This window comes from Pantoea sp. X-Soil-YNGN-775 (assembly GCF_059730575.1).
The window spans coordinates 400,346-415,982 of record NZ_AP035945.1; the positions used below are offsets into that span (position 1 = coordinate 400,346).

Genomic DNA, 15,637 nt, shown 5'->3' on the forward strand with positions numbered 1-15,637 from the left:
AAAAACCGTGGGCGCAGACCGGCTGCGCCCCAAAAAGATTAGTCGCGGGCAGGGCGCTCGCCGCGCAGTAAACCAGATGCCCCTTCAGAGTAGTCGCGCGGCATCTGTACCGGGACCTGGTCGTTATCGGCTTCAGCCTCAGTCAGCTGATAAGCAAATGGATTTTTCTCGCCTGGCAGGTCAGGCAGCAGATCATTCGACCCTTTCGCCATATGCTGGTAGAGCTGACGATAGTCGCGCGCCATGTTGTCCAGCAGTTCCGCGCTTTGCGCGAAGTGGTTAGTCAGTTCCTGACGGTAATCCGCCAGTTCCGCTTTCGATTTTTCCAGTTCGTACTGCATGCTGCGCTGCTCACGCAATTTCCTGTTGCCAAAACGCATGGCTACTGCGCCGACAATAATGCCTACCACTAAACCAATTAGCCCGTATTCCCAGGTCATAATGACTCCCGTGTTATTTCCGTTGTTCCGTAGGGCATTGCACCATTCCAACTAGTAGCCACTATACCCGTTAATCTTATGGATGTGGAACTCTGGAGCGGCATGGCTTAGTGTAGAACGGCCTTTTTTTCGACAACTGCTGTATGAATCAGACAAAATTCAGGGACTCTGAGAGAACAATGCAAACCTCATCTCCGCTTGCCCGCTATGAGCAGGCGCTGTCGCAGGGCGAATTCAAGCCCGATGACGTACAACGTGAAGCCATTACCCGTTTAGACGCGCTGCAGCACGCACTGGCCGCACGTCAGCAAACTGCTGCGCCTGCGACATCTGGCCTGCTGGGTCGCCTGTCGAAACTGATCGGCAAAGAGAAAAACGACCCCCTGCCACCGCTACGCGGTTTATATATGTGGGGCGGTGTGGGTCGCGGGAAAACCTGGGTAATGGATCTGTTTTTTCAGTCTATTCCTGGCAATCGCAAACTGCGGCTGCACTTTCATCGCTTTATGCTGCGGGTACACGAAGAGCTAACGCAACTGCAGGGACAGAGCGATCCGCTACTGATCATCGCCGACCGCTTTAAAGCCGAAACCGATATCCTCTGTTTCGACGAGTTTTTCGTGTCTGACATCACCGATGCGATGCTGCTTGGCACCCTGATGGAAGCGCTGTTTGAACGCGGTATCGCGCTGGTTGCCACCTCCAACATTCCGCCAGACGATCTCTATCGCAACGGGTTACAGCGTGCGCGCTTCCTGCCGGCGATTGAGCAGATCAAAACCCACTGTGATGTGATGAACGTTGATGCCGGCATCGATTACCGGTTGCGGACGCTGACCTCGGCTCATCTGTGGAACTACCCGCTGAATGACAAGACCCACGCTGAAATGGGGCGGATGTTTCAGGCGCTGGCAGGCGGTAAACCGGAACAGGCACCGGTACTGGAGATTAATCATCGCCAGATGCCGACGCTCGGCGTCAGCGACGGGGTGCTGGCGATCAACTTCACCACGCTGTGCGGCGAAGGACGCAGCCAGCATGACTATATTGCGCTCTCGCGTCGCTTCCACAGCGTCCTGCTGCACGATGTGCCGGTGATGATTTACAAGACCGAAGATCAGGCGCGTCGTTTTCTGGCGCTGGTCGATGAATTCTACGAACGTCATGTGAAACTGGTGGTAGCAGCGGAAACCTCGCTGACCGAGATTTATCAGGGCACGCGGCTGAAATTTGAATACCAGCGCTGCTTGTCGCGCCTGCAGGAGATGCAGAGCGAGGAGTATCTGCGCCTGCCGCACCTGCCGTGAGAATAAAGCAGATAAATAGTGAAATAGGGTTCGATTTTTGTAACTGACTTCTCTATAATCTTGCGACCCCACGTTACAGCAAAGGATTTTTTTCCCAAATCCTCTGTGTTCCAGTAACTCTATCCGAAGGGGTGGCTTGCTGGTCAAAATGGTCGTGTGAGCCTCAATCGTTTACTTAAGCGTTTGGGATTTCACCAACGTGTAACTTAATTTGGGTAAGCTTTTCGATGAAAACTTTTACAGCTAAACCAGAAACCGTCCAACGTGACTGGTTTGTAGTTGACGCAACGGGCAAAACTTTGGGTCGCCTGGCGACTGAACTGGCGCGCCGTCTGCGTGGTAAGCATAAAGCGGAATACACTCCGCACGTTGATACGGGTGATTACATCATCGTTCTGAACGCAGAAAAAGTTGCTGTAACCGGCAACAAGCGTACTGACAAGATTTACTATCACCACACTGGTCACATCGGTGGTATCAAACAGGCGACCTTTGAAGAGATGATTGCTCGCCGTCCTGAGCGTGTGATTGAGATCGCGGTTAAAGGCATGCTGCCGAAGGGCCCGCTGGGTCGTGCTATGTACCGTAAACTGAAAGTTTACGCAGGCAACGAGCACACCCATGCGGCACAGCAACCGCAAGTTCTTGACATTTAATCGGGATTAAAGGCAATGGCTGAAACTCAAAACTACGGCACTGGTCGCCGCAAAAGCTCTACCGCTCGCGTATTTATTAAGCCGGGTAGCGGTAACATCGTTATCAACCAACGTTCTCTGGAACAGTACTTCGGTCGCGAAACTGCCCGCATGGTAGTTCGTCAGCCGCTTGAGCTGCTGGACCTGGTTGGTAAATTCGATCTGTACGTCACTGTTAAAGGTGGTGGTATTTCTGGTCAGGCTGGTGCGATCCGTCACGGTATCACCCGCGCTCTGATGGAATATGACGAATCTCTGCGTGCGGAGCTGCGTAAAGCTGGCTTCGTTACCCGTGATGCGCGTCAGGTTGAACGTAAGAAAGTCGGCCTGCGTAAAGCACGTCGTCGTCCTCAGTTCTCCAAGCGTTAATTGTTGCTGCTTCGGCAGAGACAATTGGCACAAAAAACCCGCTTCGGCGGGTTTTTTGCTTTGTGCCGCACCGCCGGTGCTGGCGGGAAAACGTTAACGGCGCTCCCAATTTCCCCGCAAAGATTCATTCCACGCCCACAAGCTGCCTAAAATCTGGTAAACTCTGTGTCACTTTGCGCCCGCAGGCCGGTGCGTTATGCGTCTCCCCGCCGTCGGGATATCAGTATACGACGCAGCTAACGTGGGTTGCGTGCGAGTTCTATGAGCAAGTGAGTCGCCGGATGGTTGGCTATTCGCAGTAACTTTTTGTGAACAAACTTGGAGGTTTTCATGGCTGTCGCTGCCAACAAACGTTCGGTAATGACGCTGTTTTCTGGTCCTACTGACATTTTCAGCCATCAGGTACGTATTGTCCTGGCGGAGAAGGGTGTCAGCGTAGAGATCGAGCAGGTCGAAATGGATAACCTGCCGCAGGATCTGATTGACCTCAACCCGTATCGCACGGTGCCGACGCTGGTAGATCGTGAGCTGACGCTGTATGAATCACGCATCATCATGGAATATTTAGATGAGCGTTTCCCGCATCCACCGCTGATGCCGGTTTATCCGGTTGCCCGTGGTGAAAGCCGTTTGATGATGCACCGCATCGAGCAGGACTGGTACAGCCTGATGAGAACCGTTGAGAACAGCAGCGGTCAGGAAGCCGAAGCCGCACGCAAACAACTGCGTGAAGAGCTGCTGGCGATTGCGCCGCTGTTTGGTCGCACACCGTTCTTCATGAGCGAAGAGTTCAGCCTGGTCGATTGCTATCTGGCTCCGCTGTTATGGCGTCTGCCGTCAATGGGCATCGATTTGATCGGCTCCGGTTCAAAAGAGCTGAAAGGCTACATGAATCGTGTCTTCGAGCGTGACTCTTTCCTCGCTTCATTAACTGAAGCTGAACGTGAAATGCGCCTGCAAGCCCGGGGCTGATTTATGGAAATGTCGCAACTTACCGCACGTCGCCCCTATCTGCTGCGCGCCTTCTATGACTGGTTGCTCGACAACCAGTTAACGCCGCACCTGGTGGTCGACATTAACCTGCCCGGTGTGCAGGTGCCGCTCGAGTATGCGCGCGATGGTCAGATCGTGTTGAACATTGCGCCGCGCGCCGTGGGCAATCTCGATCTGGCTAACGATCAGGTGTCGTTCAACGCCCGTTTCGGCGGCGTTCCGCGTCAGGTTAACGTGCCGATGGCGGCGATTCTGGCAATCTATGCGCGTGAAAACGGCGCTGGAACGATGTTCGAACCTGAACCGGCTTACGAACTGGCCTCTCAGGAGACGTCAGACGGTCAGGAAGAGACCATGATGTCCGTGATTGATGGCGATCGTCCTGACGATGCCAGCGATGACGAGACACCGCCTGATGACGATCCACCACCGCGTGGCGGACGCCCTTCATTGCGCGTGGTAAAATAACATCCGATACCCGTCCTCAGGACGGGTATTTTTTTGCCGGTTGTTAAGGGCAATAAAAAATCCGGCTGCCTGCGCAAGCCGGATTTTTTATTACGTAGACGCGCGCGAATTAATAGACGTCGCGCAGGTAACGCTTCTCTTTCTTCAGCTGATCGATGTAATCCGCCGCACGTTCACTGGACAGCCCGCCGAACTGACGCACCACTTCATACAGCGCGCTGTCGACATCTTTCGCCATGCGTGACGCATCACCACAGACGTAGAAATAAGCCCCTTCCTGCAGCCAGGCGTAAAGCTCTGCGCCCTGCTCCAGCATGCGGGTCTGTACGTAGATCTTCTTCTCCTGATCGCGTGAGAACGCCAGATCCAGCCGGGTCAGCAAGCCGCTGTCGTGCCAGCCGGTCAGCTCGTCGCGATAGATGAAATCATGTTCCTGATGCTGATCGCCAAAGAACAGCCAGTTTTTGCCCTGGGCGCCGGTTGCCTGACGTTCCTGCAAAAAGGCGCGGAACGGGGCGATACCGGTGCCCGGTCCCACCATGATCAGCGGGGCGCTGTTATTAGCCGGCACGCGAAACGCTTTGTTTGGCGAGATGAAGATAGCCGGCTTTTCACCGCGGCGTACGCGTTCGGCCAGATAGGTTGAACAGACGCCGCCACGGTTACGGCCGCCACTGTGATAGCGAACGGAGGCGACGGTCAGGTGTACCTGGTTAGGATGCGCCTTCGAGCTTGACGAGATGGAGTAGGCACGATGCTGCAACGGACGCAGCAGCGCGACAAATTCCGGCACCGGTAGCGAGCGGGTCAGCTCAAGCTGCAGCAGGTCGAGCGTATCTTTGCCCCACAGCCACACGCCGAGCGCATCTTTATCGTCGTGCTGCAACACGTGACGCAGTTCCTGGTTGGTGGTGTTCTGCCCAACCCACTCGATCAGCTTGCGCGACGGTTCTGAGATTTCAAACTGATAGGTCAGCAGATCGCCGAGGCTGCGGTCAAAACCGGGCACCGGCGTCTGGTAATCGGCATTCAGCTGCGTCAGCAGCAGGCTGACCAGCGACGGTTCGTTGACCGGGATAACGCCCAGCGCATCGCCCGCTTCATATTTCAGGCCGCTGTCGGTCAGATCAAACTCGAAGTGACGAATATCCTTCGCCGACTGCTCGCCTGACAGACGCTTGTTGGTGATCAGCGCCGCAGCGTAAGGATTTGACTTGTTGCTGCCCGGGATCACCGGCGCTTCTGGTGCGCTCTCCAGCACCGTGCCGCTGCTGCCTGCGCTGGCGGCAAACTGCGGCATCGAACTGTTCAGCCATTCGCTGGACGGCTCTTCGTAGTCGATGTCGCAATCAATACGATCGACCACGCGTTTCGCGCCCAGCTGCTCCAGCCGCATATCAATGAATTTACCCGCCTGGCAGAAGCCATCGTAGCCGGTATCACCAATCGCCAGCACCGCAAAGTGCATCTGCTCCAGACGCGGGGCGGTGCTGGCGGAGATGGCATCCCAGAACAACTGGGCATTGTCCGGCATTTCGCCTTCGCCATAGGTCGACGTAACGATCAGTACGTGACGCATGGTGGCGAACACGTCGAGATCCACATCGCCCAGCGCCTGAACTACCGGCACCAGGCCTTTAGCTCGTGCTGATTTGGCGGCGGTTTGCGCCAGCGCTTCCGCGTTGCCGGTTTGCGAACCGTAGAGAATATGCAGTTGGGTGGTGGCGGCGGCACCGGTACCTGCCGCAGGCTGCTGCTTGTCTTCTAACACCAGTAAACGGGAGTGAAGACCGGCGAGGAAGCCTGCCAGCCAGTATTTCTGATCGCCATTAAAGGGTGCATCTTCTGGAATATAAGGAATTTTCATGGGTACTTTTACTCAATCCCGTTCTCACCCTTCATAAGCGACGCCGCTATCGCAGAGAGCCGCTCCACTTTCCACGCCGCCTGACGCGGCGGCGGGAAGAGTGGTGCTTCCTCTGCGTGTTACCACGCTTAATCCGGGTAATATCAATGAATAATATTCAGGTTCAATCAGGTCAGTCGCCCTGTCAGGACAGTTTTCCCACCGCCGCGGCAATTTCAGGCAATGCTGCACGCGCAAACAGCTCTTCAAAATCAGGCAGATGTCCCAGCACTTCGCGGTTACAGGCGTCCTGATACATGATCCAGCCATATGTCGCCAGGCTGTCCATCGAGCGGATGTTACGTTGCGTCAGCGCAGCTTTGTAATCGGACATCCGTTTGGTGCCGATCAGGCTGGCCAGTTCATCATCGCTGTAGCTTTCAATCGCTGAGCGGGCATGACGTTGCAGTTTGCTGACCAGCGAAAAGTCTTCGGTCATCAGCAGGTTGCGAACCGCTTTTTCTACCGCCGGATCTTCAACCGGCGTGCCTTTTGGCAGTTTGCCCAACGCCAGTTGCTGCGCGAAGCTCAGCACGGTGTAATTGTTGAGCAGAACAAACATCTCCAGCGTGTCGGTCGCGCCATAAGCCGGTACTGCGCCGTTGGCGATGGTTTTACCCTGACGCCAGGCGGCTTTAAACTTCGCTACCTGATGGCCAGCCAGCGCGGTCGACAGCTCTTCCAGCAAGTCTTTGCGGGTTTTGGCTTTGAGGATTTCTCCGCCGTCCTGGTAAAGCAGCAGCGAGCGCGGCATGACGTAGACAAAGTGGTGACACTCGGTTTCCCAGTTCTCCAGCAGCCACGCTGCACGCGGAGACTGCGTTGCCTCCAGATGCCAGTTCAGCATGGTCAGCACGGCCTGCTTGTGGACCTGCGCCATCTCATCCTGATCGGCGATTGAACCGAACAGCACTGAATCGCCGGCAGCATGGCTGGCCAGTGATCCATAGGGATCGTACTGATAGGCGAAGCCGCCGCTCATGCCATTACCGAACCCTTTACCGAAGGTGCCGAGGTTAAGAATGGCGCCGTTGGTCATGTACTCGCAGCAGAAATCGCCGACCCCTTCAACCACCGCCGTAGCGCCGGAGTTACGCACCGCGAAACGGTCACCGGCCTGACCCTGCACAAACAGGCGTCCACCGGTGGCACCGAACAGTGCGAAGTTGCCGATTAGCACGTTGCCATCGCCATCCTGTGCGCCGCCGCCTGGCGACATCACCACCAGTTCACCACCACACTGTCCTTTGCCAACGCCGTCGTTGCAGGTGCCGTAGTGCCGCATCTGCATGCCATCGTTGCAGAATGCGCCAAACGACTGACCAGCGGAACCGGAGGTGGAAATTTTCACGCTCTCCGGTGCCAGGTAGTGACGGCCACGATCGTCGGCCAGCACCGCCGGCATCGCCTGCAGTTGCTCTGCGCTCAGCTGATGGTTCAGCATCCGCTCAATATCGATCGCCAGCTGGCCGCCGACGCTCTTGTTGCGGTTGTTGAGTACCACGTTATCGCCCAGCGTGACGTCAGGCTTACGCTGTTCAACCAGCGCCAGCTTCAGTTGCTCTACCCAGCCATCATCCAGCTCGAAATCTTTTTCCAGGTAAACCGGATGTTCGATTTTCAGCTCCGGCACCACGGTCAGCATGGCGCGTAAATCAAGCTTGCCGACTTCCAGCGGGTGATCCATCAGGTGCAGCAGGTCAGCGCGACCGCGTGCTTCACGCAGCGAGCGTAATCCCATCCGTGCCAGAATCTCACGCACTTCATGCGCGACATTGAGGAAGTACTGCGCCAGCTGGCGTGGATCGCCATCAAAGGCTTCGGCATTGGTGGTTAAGCCCGCCGGGCATTTGACGTTACAGTTTTTCGCCATCACGCATTTCAGCATCATCAGGGCGGTCGTACCGAATTCAAAACTGTCGCCGCCCAGCAGCGCTGATTTCACCACGTCGCTGCCGGTTTGCTGAGCGCCTGAACAGCGCAGCAGCACTTTGTCACGCAGGCCGTTAGCGCACAGCGCCTGATGTACTTCCGCGATGCCGATTTCGGCTACGCGGCCGGTATATTTCAGGCTGGTAACAGAGGCCGCACCGGTGCCGCCGGTGTTGCCGGCTACGTTGATGACGTCCGCACCCGCTTTAGCAACGCCAACCGCGATGGTGCCAATGCCTTCCGACGAAACCAGTTTGACGATCACCCGTACCCGCGCGGCTTTACAGTCATGGATTAGCTGCGCCAGATCTTCAATCGAGTAAGTATCGTGATGCGGCGGCGGTGAGACCAGCTCAACACCAGGCGTACCGCCACGAGCCGCGGCGATTTCCACCGTGACTTTAGCCGCCGGTAACTGGCCGCCTTCGCCAGGCTTGGCGCCCTGACCAATTTTAATTTCCAGCTCTTCCAGCATCGGATCGGCGAGGTAGGCCGCCCAGACGCCGAAGCGACCCGAGGCCAGCTGTTTGATGCGTGACGCACGGATGGTGCCGTGACGCGAGTAGTGTTCGCCGCCTTCACCGCAGTTGCTCATGCCGCCGACCATATTGGTGCCGTGTGCCACCGCCTCATGGGCTGGTGCCACCAGCGCGCCGTGACTCATCGCACCGGAAGCAAAGGTGCGGGTGATTTCACAGGCGGGCTGAACCTCGCTGAGCGGCAGTGAGGGCAGGGTAGTGAAAATACGCGACAGATAATCGGCTGCTTTGCCGTAAGCGGTCACTTTCAGGCCGCCATCGACCACTTCACTGCTTTCGATATCGTCGTTAAACCGCAACTTCAATGCGCGTGACAGGTTCTGCAGACGCTCATGCTCTGGCTTCAGGCCGGCAATCGCATCGGTCAGGCGCAGCATAAAGTGATTCAGGCTGCCATCCACCGCTTCACAGACCAGGCCGCGGATCGCAAAGCCGTTGTTGGTCAGCGAGTAGCGGCCCAGCTTGCGGCGGAACTCCGCTTCACTGTCGATGTGGGTCAGGTCAGCCGGGAAAGTCAGAATATCGCGCAGCGCCGCCGGGCGACGTTTACGCTCTTCATACATCAGGCTTGAGAACTGACGGTAATCGGCGGTGATGGTGAAATTGTTGATCACCTCATCCGGGATACGCTCGAAGCTGCTGTCTTTAAAGGTTTCCGGCTTGATGCCAAAGGCGTTGTCGAGCTTCGCCAGCGTCATCAGGCGGATAAAGTTATCCTCTTCACGCGCTTTATCGGCGAAGCGGATCGGCTCTTCAGTCATATCAATAAAGGTGCGCACCGCAATGGTGCCGTACGAGTGACCGGCGCCTTCGGCACGTTCTTTGAACAGACCGAGCAACGGCACTTCAGATTCACCCTGAATTTTCAGGGCGCTCTGATGCCAGTCGACCGCCATTTGCGCGATAGTAGCGAAACCCGCGCCGCCCACTGGGGTTTTGATATTCGGGAAGTACTTTTTCAGCACCGGATCGTCAGTGTTGAGGAAGTTAGGCTCAAAGAACTCGCCGCTGCTGTAGCTTTCAACGGTACACAGGCCCACTTTGCCCATGGTTTTCATCAACGCTTTTTCAGCCGCTTTGGCATAGCGTTTAAAGGCTTTATTGCCTTCTTCACCTTCACCGAACTTCTCTTCAGCGCGCATCTGTACGCCGAGCGGATAGATAGCCGAGGCACCAAAGCCCAGCGTGGCGGCAATGTGGTGCGACGAAATGCTCTGGCCGCTCTCCACCACCAGTGACACATCCAGACGCAGACCTTCCTGCACCAGACGCTGGTTGATGGCAGAGACCACCAGCAGCATCGGAATTGCCGCCTGTTTAGAAGAGATATGACGATCGGTCAGGACCGCGATGCCGCCCTGGCTGCGAGCGAAATCGACCACCTGCTGCGCCAGATCGTCAATCGCCTTCTCCAGCGCGTTGGCGTTGGCGGTGGTGCTCAACAGATCTTTGCCAGTTACTGGCTCATACAGCATCTCAAAGCGGGCGTACGGCGCGACATCCTGCTCACGTAAACGCAGCATATCGAGATGGCTCAGGATCGGCGAAGGCACCACAATCTGACGGCCTTTGCTGCGACCGAGATGCGGTTTAGCACCCAGCGCGACCCGCAGCGTCATGCCATCCACTTCACGGATAGAGTCCAGCGGCGGGTTAGTGACCTGGGCGAAGCGCTGAGAGAAATAGTGCGCCATGCCGCCTTCATGATCGGACAGACCGTTAATTGCGTTGCCGTAACCCATGGCGGAGATTTTCTCTGCGCCGGTGTTCAGCATCGGGTCCATCATGAACTTGAAGCTTTCCTGGTTGTAGTAGTAGGCCACAAAGCGCTGATAGGTTTTCAGGTCGCCGCGATAGCGCAGCGGTGAACCTTGCTGCTCAGCCGGAATGGCGGGCAGGTCTTCCAGTCCGACGCGCGCCTGGCGCAGCAGAGCCGGATAATCTTTTGCGGCGGCCAGTTTTTCCAGCGCCTGCAGCGTGGTATAGCTGCGTTTTTCGCGATGATCGAAGTAGAGCATGCCACCGGCTTCAATACGGCCGCGACGCAGCACGCTTTCCGGCGGGAAGGCGATCTGGCCCGCTTCAGACATCGCACCGATATACTCTGCAGTTTCTACTGAACGCAGCGGACGCAGGCCGAGACGGTCGAGACGCGCCCCAATCACTTCGCCATTACCAAAAATTAACGCGGCCGGACCGTCGTTCTTCTCTTCATACAGCGAGAAGTATTCCAGCATCGCGCGCACCTCCGGCGATAACGCACTGTCGTTTTCCCAGGCAGGCGGCATCATCGAAACCACTGCGGTGATCAGATCGAGGTTATCTTCCATCAGGCGACTGTGGATGCTCTGATCGAGACGCGAACTGTCCGACTGGCCTTTCGGCCGCACAATTTTCTTGCCGCGTGCCAGCGCCAGCGCTGATTCGGCGATGCGGTTTTTACGGTCGGTATTCAGTTCACCGTTGTGCGCCATCAGGCGGAACGGCTGCGCCATGGTGGTGTGCGGATCGGTATTGGTAGAGAAGCGGGTATGGAAAAACAGCCCACGCACCTGGTGATCGGGATCGGTCAGATCCTTGAAGTAAGGGATCACTTCATTGGAATTCAGACGGGCTTTAAATACCTGGGTGCGTGAAGAGAGCGACAGCGGATAGAGACCGCCGAATTCACTCTCGGTAAACGCCCGGGCTTCGATGGTTAACAGGGCGCGGTAAATGCGTTGTTCGAAGTCGTTTTGATCGGCCACGTCCTGCGGCGCAGTGAAAATCCACTGCAGAATCGGTAACTGGAACTGCGCTGCCGCCGGGCGCGTCACGCTGCTGTCGAGCGGCATGTCACGCTTCATGATCACCGGCAGATTAAAGCTGCTCAGCGTTTCATCGACCAGACGTTCTGCGTTAGCGCGCAGGTCGGCATCTTTCGGCACGAAGAAGTTGCCGACGCCGAAGCGTCCCGCTTCCAGCGGCTGGCCGGTAATTTTACGGAAGAAGTGCAGGGAGAGATCAACGTTGACCCCGGCGCCGTCGCCCACGCCTTCCGCCGACATCCCGCCGCGATGCGGTACGGTGCACAGGGCGCTGTGCGCCATCTGCAGAATCTCATGGGTCTGCTCGCCGTCCTTACGCGTTATGAAACCTACACCACAGCTATCACTGCCGGCTGTTGGATCATACAAGCCATAGGAATGAGGTTTGTTAGTGGACATTGAGGGTCTCCTTAAACTGCTTTTGACATTACCTGCACTGTTTCAGGGTCTGAGCGCAACTGAGGCGCACTTCATTTTCATCGCCATGCTCTGTCGAGCGCGCGTCATAGCCCTGAGCATTTCTCTCCAGACATCGGTGAAACGTCCTTAGTTGAGCTGCTCTTCGATTTCCGGTCTCTTAAAGGAGATGACTTAAACCACGCGGGAGTCTTCTTGTTGCATAGATATGCCGAGACACTGGCCCGTCAGGAAAGCTTTCAGCGGATTTCCAACTTATCGGGAAAGCGTAATCAGGTCAAATGAGGGGCTCAGCCGAGGTTATTGTGCTGTTTTTGATACTAAGGTTATGAATTAAAAAGATAAATAGGTTTAAATTGTGGTGCTTTAGCCGGTAGCGATCGCGCGATAAATGTGAACTGACTCACTGTAGTGCAGCCGTCATATCTCTGCACCATGCTGGTGAGTGGGGCTTTAACAGCATTTAATGCTGTTCCGTACCGGTGTTGCACAGCATGTATCTGTTTTTCTTATGTCCGATTATTTGAATGAAACAGCCAGGGGTTATAAGAAAAATTAATCAGGCTGGATATGATTAAAACAGCATTAAAGATGAATGAGTATTCATAAAAAGAGGCAAACCTGGGCAACAGAACGTCGACAGGATATTGAAAAAACACCGGGCAGAGGAGGCACCGTTTTGAGCGGCGGCCTTACAGATTATTCATTTGGCACACGCAGTCAAGGGTTTTAAGCCGGTTGTCATAAACGTCGTCGAACGGCCGGCTCGATGCGCCATAACGGTGCATTACATCGCTTATCTTCCGCTGCGTGGCTGCGACGCTGGCCGGTTAATTACGCTATGATGAGCCTGTTTCTCTTCCAGGGAGTTTTTATGAAACAAATTCGGCTGTTGGCACAATATTACGTGGATTTGATGGTGAAGCTTGGCCTGGTGCGGTTCTCGCTGCTGCTGGCCTCGGCGCTGGTGGTGCTGGCGATGATTGTCCAGATGGCGGTCACCATGGTATTGCGCGGGCACGTTGAGAGCATCGACATGGTGCGATCGGTGTTCTTCGGGCTGCTGATCACCCCGTGGGCGGTTTATTTCCTGTCGGTGGTGGTCGATCAGCTGGAGGAGTCGCGACAGCGGCTGGCGAGGCTGGTGGATAAACTGGAAGAGATGCGCACTCGCGACCTGGAACTGAATCAGCAGATGAAAGAGACCATCACCCAGCTGAATCAGGAGATCACCGACCGTAAAAAGGCGGAGCAGGCGCGTGAGCAGGTGATGGACAAACTACGTGAGGAAGTCACCCGGCGCGAACAGGCGCAGATTGAGCTGGAGCAGCAATCCTCCTTCCTGCGTTCGTTTCTCGATGCGTCGCCGGATCTGGTGTTCTATCGCAATATCGACAAACAGTTCTCCGGCTGTAACCGCGCGATGGAACTGCTGACCGGCAAAAGTGAAAAGCAGCTGATCGGCCTGACGCCACGCGATATCTACGATGATGAAGCCGCCACCAAAGTGCTGGAAACCGATGAGAAAGTGTTCCGCCACAACGTCTCCCTGACCTATGAACAGTGGCTGCAATATCCGGACGGGCGTAAAGCCTGTTTTGAGATCCGCAAAGTGCCTTATTACGACCGGGTCGGCAAACGCAGTGGACTGATGGGATTTGGCCGCGATATAACCGAGCGTAAGCGCTACCAGGACGCATTAGAGAACGCCAGCCGGGAGAAGACCACCTTTATCTCTACTATCAGCCACGAGCTGCGTACGCCGCTTAACGGCATTGTCGGGCTGAGCCGTATTCTGCTCGATACCGATCTGAATCAGGAACAGCTGAAGTACCTGAAAACCATCCATGTTTCAGCCATCACACTGGGTAACATCTTCAATGATGTGATTGAAGTAGACAAAATTGAGCGGCGTAAAGTGCAGCTGGATAATCAGCCGCTCGACTTCACCAGCTTCCTCGCTGATTTAGAAAACCTCTCCGGCCTGCTGGCGCAGCCAAAAGGGCTGAAGTTTATTCTCGCGCCACAGCTTCCGTTGCCGCACATGATCTCCACCGACGGCACCCGCCTGCGGCAGATTCTGTGGAACCTGATTGGTAACGCCGTCAAGTTCACCCAGCAGGGCGAGATCGTGGTACGGGTGGCGTATCAGCCGGATGAAACGCTGCGCTTTGAGGTGCAGGATTCCGGTATGGGCATCCGCCAGGAGGAGCAGGACAAAATCTTCGCCATGTATTATCAGGTGAAGGACCAGCACGGTGGCAAACCGGCAACCGGCACCGGCATTGGGCTGGCGGTATCCCGTCGGCTGGCCCAGGCGATGGGCGGCGATATCCGGGTGCAAAGCGCGCCGGGGCAGGGCTCCTGCTTCACCGTTGAGATTAAAGCGCCCCGCATAGCGGAAGAAGTGGAAGACGAAGGCGTGGATGACAGCCTGCCACTGCCGGCGCTGCACGTATTGCTGGTCGAAGATATCGAACTGAACGTCATTGTGGCGCGCTCGGTACTGGAGAAGCTGGGCTGCAGCGTGGAGGTGGCGATGACCGGCAGCGACGCGCTGGCGATGTTTGACCCGCTGGAGTTCGATCTGGTGCTGCTGGATATTCAGTTACCGGACATGACCGGTCTGGATGTGTCGCGGGCGATCCGCCAGCAGCACCAGGGCATCCATCTGCCGCCGCTGGTAGCATTGACCGCCAATGTGCTGAAGGACAAAAAAGAGTATTTCGATGCCGGAATGGATGATGTGCTCAGCAAGCCACTGGCGGTACCGGCGCTGACCGCCATCATCAAAAAGTTCTGGGATTATCAGGCGGAGCCGGAGGAGGAGACAGCGCGTGAAGCCACAGATAAAAGCCAGACGCTGCTGGATATCCCGATGCTGGAGCAGTATCTCGATCTGGTCGGGCCGAGCCTGATTACCCAAAGCCTGACGATGTTTGAAAAGATGATGCCAGGCTATCTTGAAGTGCTCGAATCTAATCTGATGGCGCGCGATCAAAAAGGCATCGCCGAAGAGGGGCACAAAATCAAAGGCGCGGCGGGATCGGTAGGATTACAGCATCTGCAGCTGCTGGCGAAACAGATTCAGAGCCCGGAACTGCCAGCCTGGTGGGATAACGTGGTTGAATGGATTGATGAGCTGAAGCATGAGTGGCGACACGATGTGCAGGTATTGCGCGACTGGGTGGCGGAGCAGGAAGCGTCGTCGGCCAGAAAAAAATGACCCCAGCCGAGGCCGGGGTGCGCGAATACTGCGCCAACACCAGGGAAAAAGTAGCGGCTGCTATGCTTTGAGTAATAAATGCAGCCGCGTGGTATTGGTTAACTCTGCCATCACCTTAGCAAATTCATCTGGACCTGTTAAAAGATTCATTAAAATGTGTGATGTTGAGCAGCGTTTAAATACAGAAAACATTAATTTGGCAACACAGTCAAGTAAGGAATCATTTTCCGCGTCGTATTGCGGATATTTTAATCAGTTATCCCACTTTTTGTGCGCTTTTAACCCGGCGCGAGCCGGGTTGCTGACCCGGTCAGGTGTTAAAGCGAAGCGGAAGGTGAATCAGGGCCACTGTTGCTGCTAACGCGCTGATATTGCTCATCACCCGCCTGAAATGGCGTGATTTATCCAAAACGTTTTGGAAAGGGAAAAAAGATTTCGCTGATTTACGCTGTGGTCCATCAGGTCAGACCCCGATGGGTGGCTAAATCTTAAGCAATGCGCGGTGAATGGCAGCAAGATTCTGGTAAAAAATTTACCT

General features: G+C 55.7%; 10 protein-coding genes. 7 read left to right on the forward strand and 3 right to left on the reverse strand.

All coding sequences use genetic code 11. The features are described from left to right. Window positions 1–38: 38 nt before the first annotated feature. Window positions 39–440, reverse strand: a complete 402-nt coding sequence (zapG, locus tag AC6I8I_RS01790; protein ID WP_031375461.1) for a Z-ring associated protein ZapG — start codon at window positions 438–440, stop codon at window positions 39–41. 179 nt (window positions 441–619) lie between these two features. Here zapG and zapE point away from each other — a divergent pair, with 179 nt between their 5' ends. The 5 genes from zapE (at window position 620) to sspB (ending at window position 4,272) form a co-directional block, all read left to right on the forward strand. Continuing rightward, window positions 620–1,747 (forward strand): cell division protein ZapE, encoded by a 1,128-nt coding sequence (gene zapE, locus AC6I8I_RS01795; protein ID WP_312055308.1) that lies wholly within the window; start codon window positions 620–622, stop codon window positions 1,745–1,747. A gap of 227 nt (window positions 1,748–1,974) precedes the next feature. After that, window positions 1,975–2,403 carry a 50S ribosomal protein L13 gene (rplM, locus tag AC6I8I_RS01800; RefSeq protein ID WP_008925400.1) on the forward strand — a complete coding sequence of 143 codons (429 nt, stop codon included), beginning with the start codon at window positions 1,975–1,977 and terminating at the stop codon, window positions 2,401–2,403. A gap of 15 nt (window positions 2,404–2,418) precedes the next feature. Beyond that, entirely contained in the window at window positions 2,419–2,811 is a 393-nt protein-coding gene (rpsI, locus tag AC6I8I_RS01805) for a 30S ribosomal protein S9 (protein ID WP_031375459.1), read from the forward strand. Between the two features lie 330 nt (window positions 2,812–3,141). Next, window positions 3,142–3,783: a stringent starvation protein SspA gene (gene sspA, locus AC6I8I_RS01810; RefSeq protein WP_031375458.1), complete on the forward strand. Its 642-nt coding sequence runs from the start codon at window positions 3,142–3,144 to the stop codon at window positions 3,781–3,783. A gap of 3 nt (window positions 3,784–3,786) precedes the next feature. Then, on the forward strand, window positions 3,787–4,272 hold the full coding sequence (gene sspB, locus AC6I8I_RS01815) for a ClpXP protease specificity-enhancing factor (RefSeq protein ID WP_031375457.1): 486 nt from the start codon (window positions 3,787–3,789) through the stop codon (window positions 4,270–4,272). A 109-nt stretch (window positions 4,273–4,381) separates the two neighbouring features. On the opposite strand, the gene AC6I8I_RS01820 is transcribed toward sspB, so the two are convergent. Both AC6I8I_RS01820 and AC6I8I_RS01825 read right to left on the reverse strand, forming a co-directional pair. Next, window positions 4,382–6,139, reverse strand: a complete 1,758-nt coding sequence (locus AC6I8I_RS01820; protein ID WP_312055307.1) for a sulfite reductase subunit alpha — start codon at window positions 6,137–6,139, stop codon at window positions 4,382–4,384. 184 nt (window positions 6,140–6,323) lie between these two features. Further along, a complete protein-coding gene (locus tag AC6I8I_RS01825; RefSeq protein WP_312055306.1) occupies window positions 6,324–11,855 on the reverse strand; it encodes a glutamate synthase-related protein in 5,532 nt (1,843 codons plus the stop codon). Between the two features lie 613 nt (window positions 11,856–12,468). Between AC6I8I_RS01825 and AC6I8I_RS01830 the strand changes: the two genes are divergently transcribed. Together AC6I8I_RS01830 and arcB are read left to right on the forward strand one after the other, a co-directional pair. Beyond that, window positions 12,469–12,606 carry a hypothetical protein gene (locus AC6I8I_RS01830; protein WP_497828253.1) on the forward strand — a complete coding sequence of 46 codons (138 nt, stop codon included), beginning with the start codon at window positions 12,469–12,471 and terminating at the stop codon, window positions 12,604–12,606. 141 nt (window positions 12,607–12,747) lie between these two features. Beyond that, window positions 12,748–15,099 (forward strand): aerobic respiration two-component sensor histidine kinase ArcB, encoded by a 2,352-nt coding sequence (arcB, locus tag AC6I8I_RS01835; protein ID WP_497828254.1) that lies wholly within the window; start codon window positions 12,748–12,750, stop codon window positions 15,097–15,099. The last annotated feature ends 538 nt before the right edge of the window (window positions 15,100–15,637 follow it).

Coding starts and splice junctions, on each gene's coding strand:
- zapG (WP_031375461.1), bottom strand. CDS start 440: ATGACCTGGGAATACGGGCTAATTGGTTTAGTGGTAGGCATTATTGTC.
- zapE (WP_312055308.1), top strand. CDS start 620: ATGCAAACCTCATCTCCGCTTGCCCGCTATGAGCAGGCGCTGTCGCAG.
- rplM (WP_008925400.1), top strand. CDS start 1,975: ATGAAAACTTTTACAGCTAAACCAGAAACCGTCCAACGTGACTGGTTT.
- rpsI (WP_031375459.1), top strand. CDS start 2,419: ATGGCTGAAACTCAAAACTACGGCACTGGTCGCCGCAAAAGCTCTACC.
- sspA (WP_031375458.1), top strand. CDS start 3,142: ATGGCTGTCGCTGCCAACAAACGTTCGGTAATGACGCTGTTTTCTGGT.
- sspB (WP_031375457.1), top strand. CDS start 3,787: ATGGAAATGTCGCAACTTACCGCACGTCGCCCCTATCTGCTGCGCGCC.
- AC6I8I_RS01820 (WP_312055307.1), bottom strand. CDS start 6,139: ATGAAAATTCCTTATATTCCAGAAGATGCACCCTTTAATGGCGATCAG.
- AC6I8I_RS01825 (WP_312055306.1), bottom strand. CDS start 11,855: ATGTCCACTAACAAACCTCATTCCTATGGCTTGTATGATCCAACAGCC.
- AC6I8I_RS01830 (WP_497828253.1), top strand. CDS start 12,469: ATGAGTATTCATAAAAAGAGGCAAACCTGGGCAACAGAACGTCGACAG.
- arcB (WP_497828254.1), top strand. CDS start 12,748: ATGAAACAAATTCGGCTGTTGGCACAATATTACGTGGATTTGATGGTG.